Raw genomic sequence first — 22,916 nt, 5'->3', positions numbered from 1 at the left:
TCGTGGTTCAGGCGACTGGGACCAGGCCGTAGGCAGCCAGTTGCTCGACGCTGCCGCGGTGCTGGATCAGGCGCGGGTCGTTGAGCGGTAGGCGCTGGCCCAGTTCGCTTTCCAGAATGGCCTGCAGCTTGACGTTGTCAACCTTGCCGTCCGCGTTCACCGCATCGCGCAGCTTGACCGGATCGACCTGGGCGGTGCGCCCGCCTGGGTAGTAGATGGCGCCGGTGGCGAAGTCGATGCCGAAAGCGATCAGGCCGGGGATCACGTAGAACAGGATGCCGATGGCGTCCATTGCAGCGACCACGGGGTCGATCTTGCCGCCGATCTGGCCGCGGCGGTCGGGATAGAAAATCGTGCCGCAGGCCGTCAGCTGGGTCAGCAGGGTGACGATGAGGGCGCCACCGATGACGCGGGATGGGATGCGCATGTAGATCTCCGAAATAGATGTTCAGCAGGGCAAGCGAAGCGCCAGCACCTGAAGCTAAGACCATGATAGGGCAGGCTCGGTTCGCCGTTATACTCGCCGCACTGTTCGAGGACCACCATGATTTCATTACCGATCGATGCTGTCTTGCCCGCCCTGCGCCAGGCCCTGGAAAACCGCGACGAAGCCGTGCTCGAGGCGCCGCCCGGCGCCGGCAAGACCACCCGCGTGCCGCTGGCGCTGCTGGATGCGTCCTGGCTGGCCGGGCAGACCATTCTCATGCTCGAACCGCGCCGGCTCGCCGCCCGCGCCGCCGCCGAACGACTGGCCAGCGAGCTGGGTGAAAAGGTCGGTGAGACGGTGGGCTATCGCATCCGCCTGGACAGCAAGGTCGGGCCGAATACCCGCATCGAAGTGGTCACCGAGGGCATCCTCACCCGCCGCCTGCAGGCCGACCCGGCGCTCGAAGGCGTGGGGTTGGTGATCTTCGATGAGTTTCACGAGCGCAGTCTGGACGCCGACCTGGCCCTGGCGCTGAGCCTCAATGGCCGCGAGCTGTTGCGCGACGACCCGCCGCTGAAGATCTTGCTGATGTCGGCGACCCTGGAGGGCGAGCGCTTGTCGCGGTTACTCGACGATGCGCCAGTGATCAGCAGCGAAGGGCGCATGCACCCGGTGGATATCCGCTGGGGGCGCCCGTTCCAGCCAGGCGAGTTCATCGAGCCGCGGGTCGTCGACAGCGTGCTCCAGGCCCTGGCCGAGCAACCCGGCAGCGTGCTGGTGTTCCTGCCCGGTCAAGCCGAGATCCGTCGCGTCCACCAGAGCCTGCAGGAGGCGCTCGGTCAGCGCGAGGACATCCTGCTGTGCCCGCTGCACGGCGAGCTCGACCTAAATGCCCAGCGCGCCGCCATCGACCCGCCGCCCAAGGGCCTGCGCAAGGTGGTGCTGGCGACCAACATCGCCGAGACCAGCCTGACCATCGATGGCGTGCGCGTGGTGATCGACGCAGGTCTGGCCCGGGTACCGCGTTTCGACCCCGGTAGTGGCATGACCCGGCTGGACACGCAACGTATCTCACGCGCCAGCGCCACCCAGCGTGCCGGCCGCGCTGGCCGCCTGGAGCCCGGCGTCTGCTACCGGCTGTGGTCCGAGGCCCAGCATGAGCAGTTGGCCGCCCATGGCAGCGCAGAAATCCTCCAGGCCGATTTGGCTGGCCTGGCTTTGCAACTGGCGCGCTGGGGCGTCGCCCCCGACCAGTTGCGCTGGCTCGACCAGCCGCCCACTGCCGCCTACGGCCAAGCCCAGGACCTGTTGGCGCGGCTCGGGGCGTTCAAGCCGGGCAGCCGTGACCAGCTCGGCGAGCATGGCCAGGCCATGGCCGAACTGCCGGCGCATCCGCGCATCGCCCATCTGTTGTTACGAGGCCAGGACCTGGGCCTGGCGAACATGGCCTGCGATGTCGCCGCCTTGCTCGGCGAGCGCGATATCCTGCGTGGTGGCGGTGCCGACCTGCACACTCGGCTGGCGCTGGTCAGCGGCGAGAGCAAGGCCAGCCGAGGCGGGCAGGGCGGTGTGCAACGAGCCCGGCAACTGGCGCGCCAATACCGCGGGCTGCTGCGCGGCAAGGCACGGGCCGCGGTTACCGACCCCGATCATCCACGCTGGTTGGGGGCCTTGCTGGCCCTGGCCTACCCAGACCGCGTCGCCCAGCAGCGCCGCGAAGGGGGGGCCGAGTACCGCCTGGCCAATGGCCGGGCGGCGTTGTTCGCCGAGGTCGATGCGCTGATGAAATGTCCCTGGCTGGTGATCGCCGACCTGGGCAGCCGCCAGGGCCAGCGCGAAGAGCGGATTTACCTCGCTGCCGAATTCGATCCGAGCCTGCTCGACGATGTGCTCGCCGAGCAGGTCGAGCGCGTCGATATCCTCGACTGGGACGAGCGCGAGCAGCTGCTGCGTGCCGAACGCCAGACCAAGGTCGGTGAACTGATCCTCAGCCGCGAACCACTGCCGGGCCTCGACGACGAGGCACGGGCCAAGGCGCTGCTCGGCCTGGTGCGGCGCAAAGGCCTGAATCTGCTGACCTGGACCCCTGAACTGCGCCAATGGCAGGCGCGGGTCGCGCTGCTGCGCCAGCTCGACCTGGACAAGGACGGCCACAGCCAATGGCCCGACCTTGGCGACGAGGCCCTGTTGGCGAACCTGGAAGACTGGTTGCAGCCTTACCTGGGCAAGGTTTCGCGGCTGAGCCATTTCGCCGCCCTGGACCTGCCGTCGATGCTGCGCAACCTGCTGCCTTGGCCCTTGCCGCAGCGCTTGGACGAGTGGGCGCCGACTCACTTGACGGTGCCGTCCGGCTCGAACATCCGCCTGGACTACAGCGAACACCCACCGATCCTTGCCGTGCGCCTACAAGAGCTGTTTGGTCTGGCCGACACCCCGCGCATCGCCCAAGGTCGCCAGCAGGTCAAGTTGCACCTGCTGTCGCCGGCGCGGCGACCGGTGCAGGTGACCCAGGACCTGGCCAACTTCTGGCGCACCACCTATGCCGAGGTGAAGAAGGATCTCAAAGGCCGCTATCCCAAGCATTACTGGCCCGAAGATCCATTGATCGCCGAAGCCACCGCGCGGGCCAAGCCGCGGGGGACCTGATTGCAAGCGCGGGGGCTAAGCATATACCGCAGGTCGGTGAGTGATTGACGTCAAAATAATGGCCACCTAACATCACCGGCTTTTTGCCGTATTACCCGGGTTCGAAGGATCGAACATGCTTTTCCCCTCCTTGCGCCTGCGCGCCAAAGACTGGCTCGTGTACGCCATGCTGGTCGCTGTTTCTCCCGTTGCCGCGGGTGCTTCCCTCGGCACGCCGGGTGATCAGGATCTGATCCGCGATCGCCAGAACCGCCTGCTGGAAGAGCAGCAACGGCGCCTGGAGCAACTCAAGGCGTTGCCCGGTAAAGAAGCCGAAACGGTGGCGCCGGCAAAACCCAGCGATAGCCGCTGCTTCCCGATCGACGAGATCGTGCTCGACGGCGCCGATGGGCTTTCCTCCTCGGAGCGTGAGCGCCTGCTCGAACCTTACCTGGGCCAATGCCTGGGTGTCGTGCAGCTCAACGCACTGCTCAAGGACATCACCGATCGCTACATCGCCAATGGCCTGGTCACCAGCCGTGCCTACCTGCCCCAGCAGGACCTGTCCAGTGGCCACCTGAAGGTCATCGTGGTGGAGGGGCGACTAGAGGGGCTCAGGCCCGCTGACGGCAGCAAACTGTCGGCCCGCGAACTGGACATGAGCTTCCCGGGTCGCGCTGGCGATCTTTTGAATCTGCGCCAGATCGAACAAATGGTCGACCAGCTCAACCGCCTGCCGTCCAATCAGGCGCAAATGGAGCTGACCCCAGGCAAGGCCGTGGGAGGCAGCGAAGTGGTGGTGCGCAACACCCCGCAAAAGCCCTGGCGTGTGGGGCTGTCGCGCAGCAACGACGGCCAGCGCAGCACCGGTGAACAGCAGTGGGGCAGCAGCTTGGAGTGGGACAGCCCGTTGGGTCTGGCCGACCAGCTGATGCTGCGTGGCAGCCACGATGCCATCAGCGACCACCAGAAGACCTCGCGCAGCGCCATGCTCTATTACAACCTGCCGTTCGGCTGGTGGAACCTCAGCTACAGCTACAGCCAGAACGAGTACCGCGCACTGGGCGAGGGGCAGGGTTTCACCTTCAAGCAGACCGGTGACAGCCAGAGCCACCAACTGCGCCTGGAACGTGTGATCCACCGCGATGCCCTGAGCAAGACTTCCCTCAACACTGGCCTGAGCTACCTGCGCACCAACAACTTCATCGAAGACAGCAAGGTGGACGTCAACAGCAACCGCTTGAGTGAAGCGCAGTTCGGTATCAACCACGGGCGGCGTATCGGCAACGCGTTCGTCAACTTCGACCTGGGCATGCAGGAAGGCATTGGCGCCTTCGATGCCCAGCGTGAAAAACAGCGCGACAACAAAACTGGCGAGCGCCTGGCCAACGCCCGCTACCGCAAGTACACCGCCACGGTCAGCTACCTGCAGCCGCTCCAGCTCTGGGGCGAGTCGCTGCTGTTCAGCAGCCTGGTCACCGGCCAGCGCAGCGAGGACCCACTGTTCAGCTCGCAGCGCATGAGCCTGGGCAGCCAATCGTCGATCCGCGGTTACAAGGACCAAAGCCTCAATGGCGACAGCGGCTACTACTGGCGCAACGACCTGCGCTGGAGCCGGCAGGTGGCCTGGGATTGGCTGCGCCCGACGCTGACCGAGTATGGCCTGGGACTGGCCTACGACGTCGGCGCCATTCGCCATGATCGCTACAACAGCGGGCAGAGCGGGCGGCTGTCCAGCGATGCCATCGAACTGTTCGCCCGTGGCAAGAACCTGGCCGCCAGCGTGACCTTCGCCCACTCCCTCGAACGGCCGAGCGCCATCGAGCAGTCAGAGGCTCCGATTTACTTCCGCCTGGACTTCTACCTCTAATTTTCGACTTTTCCGAGTACCGACATGGACGTTCGTCAATTCGCCTTCCTGGCCCGTCAGCCTTCGGCTGCCCTGCAACCCCGCCAGACCTTCTGGGGCCTGTCCAAGCGCGGCTTGGCATTCATGCTGGCCAACATGATGTTCTGGCATCCGCTGGTGGTCATGGCCGACGGCATCAAGGTCAACGGCAGCGGCACCACCGTCGGCCAGGCAGGCAATGGCGTGCCCATCGTCAATATCGCCAAGCCCAATGGTTCCGGGCTGTCGCACAACAAATTCAGCGACTACAACGTCGGCCAGCAGGGCGTGATCCTCAACAACGCCACCGAGCGCACTCAGTCAACGCAGTTGGGCGGGATCATCATCGGTAACAGCAACCTGGGCGGGCGTGCGGCGAGCACCATCCTCAACGAGGTCAACGGTGGCAACCCGAGCCAGTTGAAGGGCTATACCGAGGTGGCGGGCAAGTCGGCCCACGTCATCGTCGCCAACCCCTATGGCGTCACCTGCAATGGCTGCGGCTTCATCAACACGCCCAAGGCCACGCTCACCACCGGCAAGCCGGTCATCGAAAATGGCCAGTTGCAGCGCTACCAGGTGGAGCAGGGCAGCGTCGCCATCGAGGGTGCCGGGCTCAACGCCAACAATGTCGATCAGTTCGAGATCATCACCCGCAGTGCCAAGATCAACGCCGAGATCCAGGCCCGCAACCTGGCGGTGGTGGCCGGCAGTAACGATGTCGATGCACGCACGCTGGCCGCCACCCCGCGTGCTGGCGATCCCTCCCAGGCACCGCAGTTGGCCATCGATTCCTCGGCCTTGGGCGGCATGTACGCCAACACTATCAAGTTGGTGGGCACCGAGGCCGGTGTCGGGGTGAAGCTCGACGGCAAACTCATCGCCAGCGGTGGCGATATCCAGCTCGATGCCAACGGCCAGTTGCGCATGGCCGAAGCCACTGCAACCAAGGGCTCGGTCGCGATCAATGCTGGCCAGCTCGATGCCCAAGGGGCGGTGTATGCCGGCAATGAACTGAAGGTGCGCACCCGCGGTGACCTGAACAACCGCCAGACCCTCGCAGCCGGCCAGCGCATCAACCTCGACAGCGGTGGGCGCCTGAGCAACCAGGGCATCATCGAAGCGGGTATCAACGCCGACAACAGCCGCAATACCACGGGCGACGTACGCCTGAATGCCCAGCACGTCGATAACCAGGGCAACACCGTGGTGGCCAGTCGTGACCTGAACGTCACAGCGCAGCAAACCTTGAACAACCAAGGCGGCACCCTCAGTGCCAAGCGGTAACTGACGGCCAGCGCCGACACCCTCGACAACCGCAACGCCGGCAGGCTGCTCAGCGGCGGCCAAGCCGACCTTGCTGGCGCCCGCCTGCTCAACGGCCAGGGCGGGCTGATCGACGGCGCGACCGTGGTCAACGCCAAGGTTGGCCAGTTGGACAACGCTGCCGGGACCGTGCGCGCCGGCCAGCACCTTGGCCTGACGGCCAGTGGCGCTGTGGATAACCGCGCTGGCCAGCTCACCAGCCTCAAGACGCTGGACCTCAAGGCCGGCCAGGTGAGCAACGGCGATGCCGGGCGTATCGCCAGCAACCAGGCACTCACCGCCAATGTCACGGGGCTCGACCAGAGCAACGGTGGTCGCCTGACCAGCGTCAGCGAACTGAGCCTGACACTGAACAAAGGCCATCTGAACAACCAGGGCGGCCTGATCAATGCGCCGCGCCTGACGCTGAATGAACTCGACAGCGTGGATAACCGCCAGGGCGAGATCTCCAGCGCCCAAGCATTCGTGCTGATCGCACGAAGCCTCGACAACAGCCTCGGCAAGCTGCTTGGCAACCAGAGCCTGACCCTGCATCTGGACCAGGCGCTGAACAACGTAGGCGGGGTGATTTCCGCGACCGGGCTCGATGTGCGTGCCGCGAGCCTGGACAATCGCCAGCAAGGTCTGCTCAGCAGCCTGGCAGCCCTCAGCTACAGCGGTACGCAGTTGGACAACCGTGGCGGCCTGCTCAGTGCCGGCGGCCCGGTTCGTCTGCAAGCCAACAGCCTGGACAACAGCGGTGGGCGGATTTCCAGCCAGCGTGCGCTGGTGGCCGAGCTTGGTCGGGTCATCAACCAAAGTGGCGAGCTGGTAGCCCAAGGTGACCTGCTGCTCACCGGCACCCACCTGGACAACCGTGGCAACGGTCTGGTCGGTGGCACCAGCGCGTTGCAACTGAACGTGGCCGAAGTCGACAACCGTGGCGGGGAAATCTCCACCAGCAAAGGCCTGACCCTGCAAGGCAGCCGACTGGACAACAGCGACAGCGGCAAGGTCCTGGCCGGCACCACGCTGCAAGTGCAGGTCGCCGAGGTGCTCAACCGTAACCTCGGCCTGCTGTCTGCCACAGGGCCGATGAGCATCGTCGGCCAGCGATTGGACAACCAGCAGGGGCGCCTGGTCAGTGGCGAGGATCTGGATATTGGTCTGGGCGGCGGGCTGGCCAACCTTCAGGGGCTGATCAGTGCCGAAGGGCACCTCACTGCCAATCTCGGTCACCTGGACAATCTCCAGGGCGGCCAACTGGTCAGTGGCGAGGGTCTTGAGCTGACGGCGGGTCAGGTCAACAACGGCCAGGGCAGTCGTATCGCCAGTGAAAAGGCACTGGTCGCCAGCGTCTCCGGCCTGACCCAGGATGGCGGCGAACTGTTCAGCAAAGCTGCGTTGACCCTCGACCTGAACCACGGCGTGTTGAGCAACCGCCAGGGCCTGATCAACGGGCCGCTGCTGGTGCTGAAAAATCTCGCTGAAGTCGACAACCAGCAAGGTGAGATATCCAGTGACCACAGCTTCACCTTAGCGGCGCGCAGCCTGGATAACCGCAACGGTCGACTGATCGCCGGACAGGGCCTGACCCTGCGCATCGACCAGCTGCTGAACAATCTCAAGGGGCTGGTCTCGGCCGATGCCCTGGATCTGCACAGCGCCAGCCTGGACAACCGCCAGGGCCTGATCAGCAGTCGCGCCGACCAGGTACTGGTCGTCGCTGGCGAATTGCTCAACCAGGGCGGCACGCTGATCGCTGATCGACGCCTGGACGTCCGCGCCGGCAGCCTGGTCAACCAGCAGGGGCAGGTCTCTGCCGGCACCGAGTTGAGCGCGCAGGTCGGCAACCTCGACAACCAGGCCGGTGTGCTGGTCTCAACCGGGGCCGTGGCACTCAGCGGTGACACCCTCGACAATCGTCAGGGCGGCCTGGTAGGCGCCACCCACAACCTCGATCTGCAGTTCGCAGCGGTGGACAACCGCGCTGGCGAGCTGTCGAGCAAGGCTGACGTCACCTTGGGCGGTAATCGCCTGGACAACAGTGATGCCGGCAAGGTACTCGCCGACGGTTCGTTGCAGATGGCCGTCGCCGAGGTGATCAATCGCAGCAAGGGGGTGCTCTCTGGTCAGGTCGGTCTGCGCATGCGCGGTGACAGCCTGGACAACACCGGCGGCCTGCTGCTCAGCCAGCACGCCATCGACACCAGGCTGCAAGGCAAGCTCGACAACCGCCAGGGCCTGATCAGTGCCGAGGGCACTCTGAGCCTGGCGAGCGGCGAACTCGACAACCGCGCCGGCAGTGTGTCCAGCGCAGGTGTGTTGACCCTCGAGCACACCGGCAACCTGCTCAACCAGGGCGGTGAACTGGTCACCGATGCCGCGCTGCACTTGCGCGCGGCCCAGGTCGCCAACACCGACCTGGGCATCATCAGCGCCAAAGGGCTGGCCAGCATCGAGGCCAGCAGCCTCGACAACAGCCGCAAAGGCCGGATCGACAGTGGCGCCAGCCTCGACCTGGCCACCGGTCAGCTGAGCAATCGCGACGGCGGACGCATCGCCAGTGACGGCGCGCTCGCGGTCAATGCCACTGGCCTGGACCAGCAAGGTGGGCAGCTGTTCAGCAACAGCGCATTGACCTTGGACTTGAACCACGGCCTGCTGGATAACCGTCAGGGCCTGATCAATGCCCCGCTGCTGGTGCTCGACAACCTCGGCGAGGTAAACAACCAGGGCGGCGAGATCTCCTCGGCACAGGCCTTCACCCTCGCTGCCCGCAGCCTCGACAATGGCAGCGGCAAGGTACTGAGCAACCAGTCGCTGACCCTGCGCATCGCCCAGGCCTTGAACACCATCAAAGGCCTGGTCGCCGCCGAAAGTCTCGATATTCACGCTGCCAGCCTGGACAACAGCGGCGGCACGCTGAGCAGCCGTGGCGGCCTCGACCTGCAGGTGCTCGACCGCCTGAACAACGGCCAGCAAGGCCTGATCAACGCCGCAGGCCTGCTGGATATCGCTGCCCGCTCCGTGGACAACCAGGCAGGTTCGCTGTTGGGCAACACCATTCGCTTCGACTTCGGCAGTGCCACAGGCGACCTGAACAACGACGGCGGCCTGATCACGACCGCTGGCGCATTGACCTTCGATCATCTACGCGACCTCAGCAACCGCAGCGGTGAAATCTCCACCCAGCAAAGCCTCGACCTGTCCGGCCGTGACCTGGACAACAGTGCCGGCAAACTGATCAGCAGCGGGCAGTTGCATGTCACTGCCCAGCGCCTGCTCAACCAGGGCGGTCTGGTTTCGGGCTGGCAAGGCCTGGGCGCCGACCTGGGCTGCCTCGATAACCGCAACCAAGGTACCTTGTCCAGCCGCAGCGGCGCGCTTGATGTACAGGTCAGCGGCGAGCTGCAGAACAGCGCCGGTGGCGCGTTGGTCAGCCAGCAGGCCCTGAGCGTGTCGGCGGCGAACCTGGACAACAGTGGTGCCGGCATCCTGTCCAGTGCGGGCGGGCAACGCCTGATCATCCGTGGCTTGCTGAACAACGGCCAAGGCGGCCTGATCGACAGTGGCGCGGCCCTGACCCTCAACGCCATGGCCCTGGGCAATGGCGCCGGCAGCATCAGCGCCCAGCAGGCCCTGGAGGTGAATGCCAATAGCCTGGACAACAGCGCCGGCAGCCTGATCGGCAACGCCGCCGTGACCCTGAAGCTGCTCGGCGCCCTGACCAACGTCAACGGCAAGCTGGCCAGCGCCGGCCCGCTGCGTATCGACGCCACCCAGGTCGGTAACCAGGGCGGCCAGATCGCCAGCCAAGGCTTGCTGAGCCTGTTCGCCAGCAGCCTGGACAACCGCAATCGCGGCACCGTCGCGGCCAACCAGCAACTGACCCTGGCGGTTGACGGCGAACTGCACAACGGCGCCGATGGCCTGATCTACAGCCAGAACGGCGGCCTCGACGTGCGCGCCGCCAGCCTGGGCAACGCCAAGGGCACCCTGCAGAGTCAGGGTGCCTTGGTGCTGGTGACCGGTGATATCGACAACCAGAGTGGCCGCCTCCTTGCCGACGCCGGCGACCTCGGCGTCACGGCCGGCAACCTGGACAACCGCGGCGGCGTGCTGTCGAGCCTGCAAGGAACGCTCAACGCCGACCTGCGCGGCGTGCTGAAGAACGGCTACGACCTGAACAACAACCGCCAAGGGGGTATCACCCAGGCGCAGTCCCTCACCCTCAAGGCACTGGCGGGGATCGACAACTACGGTGGGCGGATCTCCGCGCAGGCCGGCGACGCCCTGGTCACCACCGCCGACTTCGACAACCGCAACGGCGGCTTGTACGCCCAGGGCCTGGTCAAGGTCAGCGGCGGCAGCTTCGATAACAGCGGCGACAACGATGGCCAGATCGCCGGCCAACGCATCGACCTCGACCTCAGCGGCGCACTGAACAACCGCCTGGGCATCATCGAGAGCGACAGCACCCTGGCGATCAGCGCAGCCAGCCTCGACAACCAGACCGGCCAACTGCGTGCCTTGGGCAGCGGTGGCACCACGCGGTTGCAGATCGGTGGCCAGTTCGACAACCGCAACGGCACCCTGGAAACGGCCAACAGCGATCTCTCCCTGGGTGTCGGCAGTTTCCTCAATGGTGGCGGCAACCTGCTGCACGTCGGCAACGGCAACTTCGCCATCAGCACCGCCAACGTCACCGGCGCCGGCGGCAGCATCGTCACCCGCGGCGCCCTGACCCTCAACGCCTCCAGCTGGAGCAACAGCAACGTCATCCAGGCCGGGCGCCTGAGCGTCAATGTCGGCGACTTCAGCCAGACCGCCAGCGGACAGTTACTGGCCAGCGAGGCGCTGGCGGGCAGCGGCGGCAACTGGAGCAATGACGGCCTGATCGCCAGCGATGGCAGCCTGAGCCTCGATCTGACCGGCACCTACACCGGCAATGGTCGCCTGAGCAGCCGCGGCACCCTCGGCCTGGGTGCCGGGCAGGTGAATCTCGGCAGCACGGGCAGCATTGCCGGTGGCGGCGCCACCCGCGTTACCGTGGCGGGGCAGTTGAACAATGCTGGCCGGCTGACCTCGGCTGCCGGGCTCACCCTCGGCGCCGGCGGCGTCAGCAACCAGGGCACCCTGGGGGCGGGCGAGGCACTGACCTTGACCACCGGCGCTCTGCTCAACAGCGACGGCGGTCTGATCTTCAGTGGCCAGGACATGGGCTTGCGGGTCGCCAGCCTGACCAACAGCTATGCCGACGTTTACAGCCTGGGTCGCCTCAGCATCGACCGCGATGGCCTGGGCGGCCTGGCCAACAGCATCGTCAACAGTTCCGGTTCGCTGCAGAGCGATCTGTCCATGAGCCTGGCGGCCAGCACCATTCAAAACGTGCGTGCGGTGCTGCAGACCGATGACAAAGGCCTCTACACCGCCCGTGTCGGCGAAGTCGCCTGTATCGAGGGCTACAACGCCGGCGACTGCAGCGGCAAGCGCAACCACGTCTGGGAAATCGTCCAGCGCGACAAGTTCGAAGTCATCGACGCCAGTGCCGCCTCCAGCATCACCACCGGCGGTAACCTGACCATCCACGGCGGTGACCTGCTCAACAGCAGCAGCACCATCGGCGCTGGCGGCAACCTAGTGGCCACGGTCGACAACCTGACCAACACCGGCGTGGAGACCGGCGAGACCGAGACCACCCGCATCGTGCGTTCGCAGCGCACCAACAATGCAGGCTCGCTGTACCAACTCGCGAGCTCGATCACCAGCAAGTACTGGTTCGAGAGTCCGACCTACGACCCCGCTAACCTGAGTGGGCTGGAAGCCGACCTGGCGCGGTTCATCGGCAAGACCGAAGCGGAGCTGGTGAGCCTCGGCAGCACTCGCACACTGTCTGCAGGTGATCAGCGCTACGCCGCCGTGATGCAGGCCAACGGCAACGTCAGCATCAACGCCGGCAACGGCATCGACAACAGCGTGGTACGCCCGGGCTATGCCTACATCGGCAGTGGTGCGCGCACCGACACCACGGCACCTGGCACCGCGTTCTCCACCCGTATCACCCTCAACCAGCAGCTGCCCCCGGACCTCGCCCAACAGCAAGTCAACCCGCTGGCGCTCCCAGGTTTCAGCCTGCCCACCGGCCAGAACGGCCTGTTCCGCCTCAGCAGCGAGGCGGGCAGCACCTCCGCCAGCGGCCCGCAGAGTTGGAGCATCGGCGGCGCAAGCCTGGGCCTGGCCCAACGTCAGCAACCCCTGCCGCTGATACAGGGGCACGACATTCGTGCCGCCGACGCCAGCCTGGCGACCGCCAGCAGTACCGCATTGAGCACCGCCGAGCGTGCCCAGGCAGCTAGCGCCGGCCCCGCCAGCGCAGTCGACACCCGCCTGGGCGTGGAGGACAGCATCACCCAGGCGACCGTGCTCAATGGCCAGGGCCCGCTCACCATCGAGCGGGTGCAAGGCCTGCCGGACAGCAGCGTACGCAGCAACCCGCACAAGTATTTGATCGAAACTAACCCGGTGCTCACCGACCTCAAGCAGTTCATGAGCTCCGACTACCTGTTGGAAAACCTCGGTTACGACCCCGACGACAGCGCCAAGCGCCTGGGCGACGGCTTTTACGAACAGAAGCTGATCCAGCAAGCCGTGCTCGCCCGCACCGGCCAACGCTTCATCGATGGCCAGAGCAGCGACGAGCAGTTGTTCAAGTACCTGATGGACAACGCCATCCAGAGCAAGCAACAGCTCGACCTGGCCGTGGGCGTGAGCCTGACCTCCGAGCAGGTCGCCGCCCTGACCCACGACATCGTCTGGTTGGAAACCGCCGAGGTGAACGGCGAGCAAGTGCTGGTGCCGGTGCTCTACCTGGCCCACGGCACCGACCGCCTGGCGCCCAACGGCGCGTTGATCGCTGGCAACGACGTCAGCCTGATCGCCGGACAGAACCTCGACAACGTCGGCACCCTGCGCGCCAGCAACAACCTCTCGGCCCAGGCCGGCAACGACCTGATCAACAGCGGCCTGGTGCAAGCCGGCAACCGCCTCGACCTGCTGGCCGGCAACGACCTGGTGAACAAGTCCGGCGGCATCATCGCCGGGCGCGACGTGAGCCTGACTGCCGTGCAGGACGTGATCAACGAACGCACCCTGACCTCGCACCAGAGCAGCAACGGCAGCTACGCCCAGCAGCGCGACTTCGTCGACACCGCTGCCCGGGTGGAAGCGGCGAACGACCTGGTGATCAAGGCCGGGCGTGACCTGGACAACAACGGCGGGGTGCTCAGCAGTGGTGCCGACACCACCCTGCAGGCCGGGCGCGATGTGAAGCTGACCTCGGTCGAGCAGGTGGTGATCAATGACCGCGGCGTGCGCCATACCGACAGCAGCGTGACCCAGAACGGCTCGAGTGTGCAGGCTGGGCGGGACCTGACGGTGAGTGCGGGGCGCGATGTCAGTGCGGTGGCCAGTGCGATTGAGGCCAAGCGGGATGTGGTGATGTCGGCGACCAGGGATCTGAGCCTGGTGTCCGCTGCCAACGAGCAACACTCGGCGAGCAAGACCAAAAAAGTCACGAGCCAGGAAGATCATGTCCAGCAGGTGGCCAGTACCGTCGTCGCTGGTGGTGATGTGGCCTTGAAGGCAGGGGAAGATCTTGCCCTGAGCGCCAGCCGTGTGACGGCAGGCGATGAGGCGTACCTATACGCCGGTGGTGATGTGAGTCTCGTCGCTGATCAGAACAGCGACTACAGCTATTACCGCAAGACCAAGACCAGTCGTTCCGGGCTATCCAGCAGCCAGAAGACGCGGATCGACAGTTCGAATGCCGTTACCCAGGTAGGCTCATCGGTCAGCGGCGACACGGTGGCGATCCGCGCCGGGCAGGATATTGGCGTCTCCGGCAGCAGCATCGTCTCGACCAACGATACCAGTCTGCTGGCCGGGGGCAACGTCCAGATCGAGAGCGCCACGGAAACCTTCGAACAAAGCCACGCGAGCTCGAAGAAAAAATCCGGCCTGCTGAGCAGTGGCGGTATCGGCTTCACCCTTGGTTCGACCAGCCTGGAAAACACCTCTACCAGCAAGACCGAGAGCGGCAAGGCCAGCACGATTGGCAGTGTGCTGGGCAATGTCTCCATCGAGGCTGGCAAGGATCTGAGCGTCAAGGGTTCGGAGGTCATTGCCGGCAAGGACATCACGCTGGTCGGGCAGAGCGTCGAGATTGTCGCTGCCGAAAACCACAACACCAGTGAGCAGACGTCCAAGAGCAAAAGCAGCGGCTTGACCCTGGCGCTCTCCGGTACGGTGGGCAGTGCGATCGACACCGCTTACCGGACCACCAAGCAAGCGACCCAGGAAGAGGACAGTCGGTTATCTGCTCTTCAGGGCATCAAAGCCGGCTTGACCGGGGTTCAAGCTTGGCAAGCGGCCCAACAGAGCGGCGGCATGACTGCAGATAACGTCAGCGAGTTCGTCGGTATCGCTGTATCGCTGGGTGGGCAAAAGTCGAGCTCTCGCCAGACCCAGGAACAGACCGTCAGCCAAGGCAGCAGCCTGACCAGTGGCAATGACCTGACGATCGTGGCGACCGGCAATGCTGCCGACGGCAGCGGGGGAGACATTCGAGTTCAGGGCAGCCAACTCAAAGCCGGCAATGACCTGCTGCTGTCCGCCGAACGTGATATTCACCTTGAGGCTGCGGCGAACACGCAAAAGCTCGATGGCAAGAACAGCAGCAGCGGTGGGGCTATCGGTGCCAGCATCGGTGTGGGTTCCGACGGTGGGGGGCTGAGCATCTTCGCCAACGCCAACAAAGGTACCGGCAACGAGAAAGGCAACGGCACCACCTGGACTGAAACCACACTTGATGCCGGTAACGAGGCGACCCTGCTCAGCGGGCGGGATACCACGCTCAAAGGGGCGCAGGTCAATGCTGCGAAAATCACCGCCGATGTGGGGCGCGACCTGACCCTGCAAAGCCTGCAGGACACCGACAACTACAAGTCCAAGCAGACCGATATCAGCGGCGGGCTGAGCGTCACCATCATCGGTGCAGGCGGGGCGAGCGGCAGTCTCAGTGTCAGCCAGAACAAACTCGATTCCAACTACCAGAGCGTTCAGGAACAGACAGGACTGTTTGCTGGCAAGGATGGTTATCAAATCGATGTGGGTAAGCACACCCAGCTTGATGGGAGTGTGATTTCCAGTACCGCAGAGGCGGGCAAGAACCGCCTGAGCACGGGTACGTTGGGCTGGAGCGATATCGAGAACAAGGCCCACTTCAAGAGCCAGATGGCCAGCGCCAGCATCAGTGGTGGCAACAGTGGCTCGTCGGGTTTCACCAGCAACATGCCTAGCGGCACGCTGATCGCTTACAACCACAGTGGCAGTGCAAGCGGTACCACGTCCTCGGCCATTTCTGAGGGTGCTCTGGAAATCCGTGACCCGGACCAGCAGAAGCAAGATGTCGCGAGCCTGAGTCATGACGTCGAACACGCCAACGACAGCATCAGCCCGATCTTCGACAAGGAGAAAGAGCAACGTCGCTTGCGACAGGTGCAACTGATCGGCGAGATCGGCACCCAGGTGTCGGATATCGTCCGCACCGAGGGCCAGCTCAAGGCCGATAAAGAGGCACGTGCGGAGCTGAAGGCGCGCGGCATCGAGGAGCCAGGTGAAGGCGCAAGTGAGAAGGTCGTCAAGGCGTATCAAGACCAGCTGATCGCCACCGACGCTTACCAGCGGATCATGGGTAAGTACGGCACCGGTGGTGACTACCAGAAGGTGAATCAAGCCGTTACCGCTGCCTTGCAGGGGCTGGTGGGGGGCGATATCGGTGGGGCACTCGCCGGCGCCTCGGCACCTTACCTGGCCGGAGTTATCAAGCAAGTCGCGGGAGATAACAACAACGTCCGGATCATGGCCCATGCCGTATTGGGCGCGGTGGTGGCGCAGGCCCAAGGGAATTCGGCAATCGCCGGTGCGGCAGGTGCGACCACGGGTGAGCTGATAGCGGCGCAGATCTACCCGGGTACGCCCCGGGATGAACTGAGTGAGGAAGAGAAGCAGACCGTATCTGCGCTGGCAACGCTCGCTTCAGGGCTGGCTGGCGCTGCAACGGGAGGCGGCCTGGGAGATGCCGTCGCAGCGGGCCAGGCGGGAAGGAACGCTGTGGAAAACAACTCGCTGAGTGATATTGCCGAGGCCGTGGCGGCAGGTAAGACACTGGAGGTGGTCGCCGGAGAGCGTGTCGAGGCAGAAAACGAGCGCTTCAAGCAGGAGAATTGCGCGGGGTTAAGCTCGGATGCCTGCTCGGTCAAAATGTATGAGCAGCGGCGGGAGAATCTGCAAGACATTGCGTCGACGGGGGCGGATTTTGTACCGGTCGTTGGTGACATAAAAAGCTTTGCGGAAGCAGAGAGTGCGCTGGATTATCTGGCCGCCGCAGTTGGGGTGTTTCCGGGCGTCGGAGCGTTGGCAGGCAAGGCGCTTAAAGCGGCTAGAGCGGCCCTTAGGAAAGGGGACCTTGCTGAAGCGTCGCGGTTGATTAATGAAAGCAGTGCGTACATAGCGTCCGGTACAAAAGAGGTCGTACACAAGAATCCAAACCCATCCAGTGCACTTACAGACGCGGAAGCCGGCTCTACCGGATTGCCCAGAATTGGCTCCCTGAAGGGTGAGCCAGAATTACCGCCAAAAAATGCGAATGCAGATATGATTCGCTCAATTGAGCGCCAGAATGAGGCCGCTAAGAGCCTTGCTAGAGCTGGTTATAACGTCGAACAACTGGCTAATACGGGTAAGAAAGGGGCCAACCCGGATTTGCGTATTAATGGAGAGCTGGCCGATGTAGCATCTCCAAGAACTGGCAGTGTCGGCTCGGTACTTATGACAATAAATGATAAAGTCAGGAAGCAAGCCAGTAGTGTGGTGATTAATTTGGCTGACTCTCCTCTGACTATAAATCAACTGGGGGACGCCTTGAGTGTGAGGCCGGTTGAGGGCCTGAAGAATCTATATATAATGAAGAATGGAGAGTTCAAGGTAATTGAGGTTGCGAAATGACAGTGACTATGAATCTTGAGATAGAGTCTGGTTTTGCTTTGGATGAGATTTCCCAAGCTTTATCTAATTTCGGTGCTGAGCTTTGCGTCGATAGTGACGGGGTGTCAGGAAATTTTAGGCTTTCTAATGCATATTTTGTATTTCGCGACTCTAATGGGTTAGATGAGGTTGTAACTGAAGGCGTGGCTGTAAATTGGGTTGTGGGTGTGAGAGGTGCATTTCATTGCCCAATTGATTCTCTTGAAGCGAGTGCTAGTGAGATTAAGCTTTTTTTGAATTTTTTTTCTGAGAAGAAGGGCTGCAGGTTTATTCTTTCGTTTCAATATGAGAGCGTATATGCGATCCGGGATGAGAATGGGCTTCGCTTCTTAAAGGAGATGGTGGGGTAGAACTGAAAAAAAGGACCTAAAATGAAGAAGTGGGGCAAGAAAATGGGCGAGAAATGGGGGGTGGGAGAAATTGGACGGATTTGAATGGCACTTACTTAGGCGGTAGCCATTTGATCCCAGAGGAAAAAATAAGAATGGCTGACCTTGGTCTACGGTGACGGGAGTGTCAGATTTTTTGTGTGCGGGCCGGTAACGGCCTGCCGTCAGGCAGGCCCTGATATTCAACAGGTCGGCCTGATGGAGCGTGACCGACAATTCGATCACGCCCCATCAAGGTTATGCGTAAAATTGCCCCCGAAGCCGCGACGGCAGCATCCCCTGTTCGATTTCATCCAACAGCGTCTTGACCATGGCGCTGATGTGGTAGGACGCCGCTGTCATTCGACGATCCCCCAACAGTACACCGGTCTGATTCAGATAGCGGGCACATTCCATCAACTTCTGCGCCTCTGCTTGAGCATAGGAGAGGGTCGTGGTTGGGGTCACGGTGAAGATGGGTTGGGAAGGGCGAAAGGTTGGACGCGGCATTGGGTGTTCGGATGGTGGGATACGGGAGGGTTTGCAGGGTGGCATGGTGAGTTGTCCTCGGGTTTGCTGGGGGATGGCATGGGCTGCGCCCGTGTTCGCGGGACAGTCAGTACGCATCTCGGCGCTTCATGCCCAACTCGGCATCATCCAACAGGGCCTTGGCCAGCGCGCTGAGGTAGTGCGCAGCCCACACGCATTGAGGTTTGTCGTCCATCACGCCGGCGATGCTCATATCGCGGGCGCAGCCCATTAACTCCGAAGCTTGTTCTCGAGCGTATTGGCAAGGAATACCGGGCTCGATGCAGAACAAGGGTTGGGTCTGGTTTTCACCTTGGTAGAACTTGGTTTTGCCGACTGTGAAGCTGCGGCTGGTATCGTCCATGGGCATGGTTCTATCTCCCTGAATCTTTGGGTGCCTGCGAGAAATGGGGACAGATTTATTTTTCGCTAGACGAATAGAGATGGTCTGCCCCTATTTGGTTATATTAAATAAATCTGTCCCCTTTTTTCGCTATTTATGATGCTAATACAAAGTATTTAAACCCTCAGGGGCGGAAAGTGGTATTTAACTCCTCCACCAACACGTGGGTGCCAGAATGACGTCATCTAACGATTTTTCAATATCTTGTGGAGAAAAGGGGACAGATTTATTTTTAGACCGAAAAGGGGACGGATTTATTTTTTGTTATTTGTTGGCGTGCCGCTGCTAACCAACGGTTACAGTTATCTGGGTTAAGTTTCCGGGAAGAAAATTTATTTTTTAAAAGAAATGAAAGAAATGGGGACGGATTTATTTTTCGCTAGACGAATAGGGATGGTCTTCCCCTATTTGGTTCTATTAAATAAATCTGTCCCCTTTTGGTCAAGGATTGCGCCTTCTGAGGGTGGGATTTACGCTAGAGATGTTGCAAGCCTGATGACTGCTGAAGGTGTTCCTGCAAGTGCCTTTGGGAGCAGAAATGTTGCTGATTTGGCTAGGTACACCAGTGATGGAACCCCGGTGGTTGTCCGCATTGTTGACAACACGAAAGGTACTGAATTTTCCCACTTTGTTGTGGTGGATGGGGTTACAACTAGAAATGGAGTCTCCGTTGTAGCTATTCGCGATCCGCATGGGGCACAATATTTTAGTCCCGTGAGTACCTTTCAAAGAAATTTTTCAGGTGAGGTTGTTGTTCCTCGGAGTGCGCTTAAGTGAAATTAAATATTGACTTCCCTAGAAACTTGATCACGGATGAGTTGCTCCGGCAGGAGCGAATTCCCTGCTTTTGCAAGGTTTCAAAAGAGTTTGAAGTTTCGTTTTCGGATACTGTCCCTCATTCATCGGGGGTGGTATCGGAATGGGATCGTAGAGAGCTGGAGTTAAGGGCCGTTGCAGGGGCGGGCGGTCAATATACGCATTTCGCTAATGGTTTGATTACATTGCAGAAAATTGATGAAGGAGTTTACAGGATCCTTGACCTTGAGATGTTTTATAGAAGTTACGGCTGGTGCGCTGTCTTACGGAGTGGGGAGTATGCGCCTCCCGGAAATTTTTGGGATGAAGAGTAAATAATTTCTCAGGAATGAGAAATGGGGACAGATTTATTTTTCGTTAGACAAATAGATTGGCCTGCCCCTATTTGGGTCATTAAATAAATCTGTCCCCATTTCTGCGAGAAATGGGGACGGATTTATTTTTCGCTAGACGAATAGAGATGGTCTGCCCTTATTTGGTTCTATTAAATAAATCTGTCCCCTTTTTTCTACGGGGACGGTGACAAACTTCCACCCGAAGTGATGGTGAGGCACTTATGAAAGAGCTGTTCGGTCAGCCATATAGCGAGTCAGACCCTTATTGGATAATTAAAGGGTATTTTGATAGGATGTATAACGATGACTATTTTATTGAGGCGGTTGGTTATATCGTGAAGAGATGGGGGTTCAGTACGGACGGGGCGTACTGTAATTTGCCTGATGAAAATAGTCCGTTTGATGAAGAGCGCTTTGAGGGGGTTGAGTTTGCTTATGGCTATCCCCCCAAGGATGAAGATACAGTTGTTGTGAGCGAAACGGTTTGTTCTGAATATATTCGGTTATCTTGTGAAAAATACCTTCAACGCCATCCGGAGGATACTGCGAAAGTAAACGAAATTTTGGATAAGCTCTCTTTCTAAATCTGAATAAAAATAGCCCGGCACTACCGGGCTATTTATTTCGCTCCGTCGTAATCACCCAATGAGAAAAGGGGGCGAGAAAAAGAAATGGGGGCGGATTTATTTTTCGCTAGACGAATAGAGATGGCCTGCCCCTATTTGGTTATATTAAATAAATCTGTCCCCTTTTTCGCTCTTTTTCGCTTAAGGCTATAAGTAAGTACCTTCCGCCCATGGTCGGTGGTAAGCAGGCGAATTACACTTCTGGGCAAATAAGGGAAGGCCTGCAGAAGGCTTATGGTGAAATAGGGCGCCCGGAACTGTTTGATTCAGTTGAATATTTGATTAGATAGGTGTGTGGGTATGTCAGATAAGCAGGTTTACGAGCTGACCATTGACGATCTTGCTCATTCTGGCGTCTGGTTTTTCCCGATGGATGACTCTGTTGAGGATGAGCTGACTGTGCGTCCTCTTCAGGAGGTGGAGTCTTGTGCTGATGCCCAGTTGATTGTTCGAGCCCACTTTGAGGGGCGAAATGGCGCTAGGTATCTTGGCTACTTGTACTGGGATGGTAATGGGGGGGTTGAGTATTTGAAGCCTGTGGTGCTCCTTGATGACGGTTCAGCTATTTCTTTTTGGTCTGGTATAGCTAAACCGTCATGGGCGGAGTATTCGGAGAAGGCTCAGGCACTGAGAAAGTCTTTACCTATCACTTATATATCGGAGCCACTCCTTGGGCTGCCAGAGTTATCTGGAGTGCTTGAAGGCCTTGGCTACCTAGATGGTGATGCAGTTTCGTGGGTTTAGACGCACAATACTGACTGTGCTATGTGTTCAAATGCAATATTAATCTGACACCGGCCCCGCGGAGGGTGTCAGATTTTTTGTGTGCGGGCCGGTAACGGGGATTGCCATCAGCCGGGCCCTGATTTTCACCAGGTCGGCCTGATGGAGCGTGACCGACAATTCGATCACGCCCCATCAGGTCAAGCGTAATATTGCCCCCGAAGCCGCGACGGCAGCATCCCCTGTTCGATTTCATCCAGCAGCATCTTGACCATGGCGCTGATGTGGTGGGACGCCGCTGTCATGCGATGATCCCCCGTCAATACACCGGTGTGGTTCAGATAACGGGCACATTCCATCAATTTCTGCGCCTCTGCCTGGGCGTAGGAGAGGGTTGTGGTTGGGGTCACGGTGAAGATGGATTGGGAGGAGCGAAAGGTTGGCAGCGGCATTGGGTCTTCGGGTGGCGGGATTCGGGAGGGTTTGCAGGGTGGCATGGTGGTTTGTCCTCGGGTTTGGTGGGGGATGGCACGGGCTTCGCCCGTGTTCGCGGGTAAACCCGCTCCCACAGCATCCGCGCAGTTGTTGGGCTGGGCGCTGTACTTGTGGGAGCGGGCTTGCCCCGCGAAGAGGCCGGCTCAGTCAGCACTCATCTCGGCGCTTCATGCCCAACTCGGCATCATCTAAAAGCGCCTTGGCCAGGGCGCTGAGGTAGTGCGCAGCCCACACACATTGAGGTTTGTCGTCCATCACGCCGGCGATGCTCATGTCGCGGGCGCAGCCCATTAACTCTGAAGCTTGTTCTCGAGCGTATTGGCAAGGAATGCCGGGCTCGATGCAGAACAAGGGTTGGGTCTGGTTTTCACCTTGGTAAAACTTGGTTTTGCCGACTGTGAAGCTGCGGCTGGTATCGTCCATGGGCATGGTTCTATCTCCCTGAATCTTTGGGTGCCTGGGCTGGCCTTATCGCCAGCAAGCCGAATCCTACATGCCCACCTGTCTCAACAAGGGGAAGGGGATGGTGGACATGTAAGGCAAGGTCGCTCGTGATCAAGTCAGGCCAGGCATGACGTGAGGTGGCTTAGTAGCGCTTCAGATGACCGGGAGGTATCTGGACAAGGGCCAAATGCCTCCGGGTTGGATGGGGACTGTTAGGCGGGTCGGGGACTATCTTCAGCATGCTCAAACTCCAACGATAGTTGAGCTGCCATCCACCAGCCGTCAAGCAAGAGGGTGGCAACTGTACGAGGGTTGACGGACCGAGATCGTTGGCACTCGGCGCACACGAGGTGCCCGCACGTACAGTCGCCATAAGCGTGTGCACACGGACAACGATAGACGGCCCGTCAAGACCGGTCGCTGATCTGGCAGCGACAGATCGAGACTAGAACCCATAGTTGGCATGCGCAACGAGAAACAGGCTTTGGAAGTATCTTTGGGAAACGTCCTACAGAAAAGAGCCCAAATCTGATTTTTCTGCCTCAACTATTTGCTCGGATTGTTTCGGACAGAAATGAATACACCGTGGCTTGTGCGGCAAAAGTTCAAAAAAGGACTGTTTCGCTTTGAAGGAATTGGTTTCAAGCTGGGAAAAGTCTTACTGGAGAGAACAGTGCGGTGATTGAAAGATGGCGTCGCTGTGAGGGTGTCAGAAATTTTGTGTTCGGGCATAACATGAGTAAGAGGTGTATGTATGCCAACCAAAAAGAAACCCCTGCGTGACCTGCCCAAAATCCCCAAAGAACTGCTGGAGCAGTTCGGTGAGG

The 22,916-nt window shown here is 60.8% G+C and carries 13 protein-coding genes; 8 read left to right on the top strand and 5 right to left on the bottom strand.

What is annotated here, in order from left to right:
- Nucleotides 1-7: 7 nt before the first annotated feature.
- The gene (locus tag KY379_RS11450; protein ID WP_261239975.1) at nucleotides 8-427 is read right to left on the bottom strand and encodes a polyribonucleotide nucleotidyltransferase; all 420 of its coding nucleotides are present in this window, start codon (nucleotides 425-427) and stop codon (nucleotides 8-10) included.
- A 117-nt stretch (nucleotides 428-544) separates the two neighbouring features.
- Here KY379_RS11450 and hrpB point away from each other — a divergent pair, with 117 nt between their 5' ends.
- From hrpB to KY379_RS11425, 5 genes are all read left to right on the top strand, one after another.
- A complete protein-coding gene (gene hrpB, locus KY379_RS11445; RefSeq protein WP_261239973.1) occupies nucleotides 545-3,073 on the top strand; it encodes an ATP-dependent helicase HrpB in 2,529 nt (842 codons plus the stop codon).
- Between the two features lie 166 nt (nucleotides 3,074-3,239).
- A complete protein-coding gene (locus KY379_RS11440) occupies nucleotides 3,240-4,922 on the top strand; it encodes a ShlB/FhaC/HecB family hemolysin secretion/activation protein (protein ID WP_261240142.1) in 1,683 nt (560 codons plus the stop codon).
- Between the two features lie 24 nt (nucleotides 4,923-4,946).
- Nucleotides 4,947-6,227 carry a filamentous hemagglutinin N-terminal domain-containing protein gene (locus KY379_RS11435; protein WP_261239972.1) on the top strand — a complete coding sequence of 427 codons (1,281 nt, stop codon included), beginning with the start codon at nucleotides 4,947-4,949 and terminating at the stop codon, nucleotides 6,225-6,227.
- A 123-nt stretch (nucleotides 6,228-6,350) separates the two neighbouring features.
- Nucleotides 6,351-17,312 (top strand): hemagglutinin repeat-containing protein, encoded by a 10,962-nt coding sequence (locus KY379_RS11430; RefSeq protein ID WP_261239971.1) that lies wholly within the window; start codon nucleotides 6,351-6,353, stop codon nucleotides 17,310-17,312.
- Entirely contained in the window at nucleotides 17,309-17,701 is a 393-nt protein-coding gene (locus KY379_RS11425) for a hypothetical protein (RefSeq protein WP_261239969.1), read from the top strand. Before KY379_RS11430 ends, KY379_RS11425 begins: the two co-directional genes overlap by 4 nt.
- Nucleotides 17,702-17,977: 276 nt before the next feature.
- Here the strand turns inward: KY379_RS11425 and KY379_RS11420 are convergent, their stop codons facing one another.
- Nucleotides 17,978-18,229, bottom strand: a complete 252-nt coding sequence (locus KY379_RS11420) for a DUF3077 domain-containing protein (RefSeq protein ID WP_261239967.1) — start codon at nucleotides 18,227-18,229, stop codon at nucleotides 17,978-17,980.
- A 106-nt stretch (nucleotides 18,230-18,335) separates the two neighbouring features.
- Nucleotides 18,336-18,617, bottom strand: a complete 282-nt coding sequence (locus tag KY379_RS11415; RefSeq protein WP_261239965.1) for a DUF3077 domain-containing protein — start codon at nucleotides 18,615-18,617, stop codon at nucleotides 18,336-18,338.
- A 426-nt stretch (nucleotides 18,618-19,043) separates the two neighbouring features.
- On the opposite strand from KY379_RS11415, the gene KY379_RS11410 reads away from it, so the two are divergent.
- The 3 genes from KY379_RS11410 to KY379_RS11400 all read left to right on the top strand — a co-directional run bounded on the left by KY379_RS11410 (nucleotide 19,044) and on the right by KY379_RS11400 (nucleotide 21,171).
- Nucleotides 19,044-19,427, top strand: a complete 384-nt coding sequence (locus KY379_RS11410; protein ID WP_261239963.1) for a hypothetical protein — start codon at nucleotides 19,044-19,046, stop codon at nucleotides 19,425-19,427.
- 595 nt (nucleotides 19,428-20,022) lie between these two features.
- On the top strand, nucleotides 20,023-20,385 hold the full coding sequence (cdiI, locus tag KY379_RS11405; RefSeq protein WP_261239959.1) for a ribonuclease toxin immunity protein CdiI: 363 nt from the start codon (nucleotides 20,023-20,025) through the stop codon (nucleotides 20,383-20,385).
- 342 nt (nucleotides 20,386-20,727) lie between these two features.
- Entirely contained in the window at nucleotides 20,728-21,171 is a 444-nt protein-coding gene (locus tag KY379_RS11400; protein WP_261239956.1) for a hypothetical protein, read from the top strand.
- A gap of 179 nt (nucleotides 21,172-21,350) precedes the next feature.
- On the opposite strand, the gene KY379_RS11395 is transcribed toward KY379_RS11400, so the two are convergent.
- The gene (locus KY379_RS11395; protein WP_261239954.1) at nucleotides 21,351-21,602 is read right to left on the bottom strand and encodes a DUF3077 domain-containing protein; all 252 of its coding nucleotides are present in this window, start codon (nucleotides 21,600-21,602) and stop codon (nucleotides 21,351-21,353) included.
- 190 nt (nucleotides 21,603-21,792) lie between these two features.
- Nucleotides 21,793-22,074, bottom strand: a complete 282-nt coding sequence (locus tag KY379_RS11390; protein ID WP_261239951.1) for a DUF3077 domain-containing protein — start codon at nucleotides 22,072-22,074, stop codon at nucleotides 21,793-21,795.
- Nucleotides 22,075-22,916: the final 842 nt, after the last annotated feature.

This window comes from Pseudomonas sp. HD6422 (assembly GCF_025377065.1).
Taxonomy (GTDB): domain Bacteria; phylum Pseudomonadota; class Gammaproteobacteria; order Pseudomonadales; family Pseudomonadaceae; genus Aquipseudomonas; species Aquipseudomonas putida_U.
The sequence above is the reverse complement of the archived record's forward strand: the minus strand, read 5'-3'. Positions and strand labels throughout refer to the sequence as shown.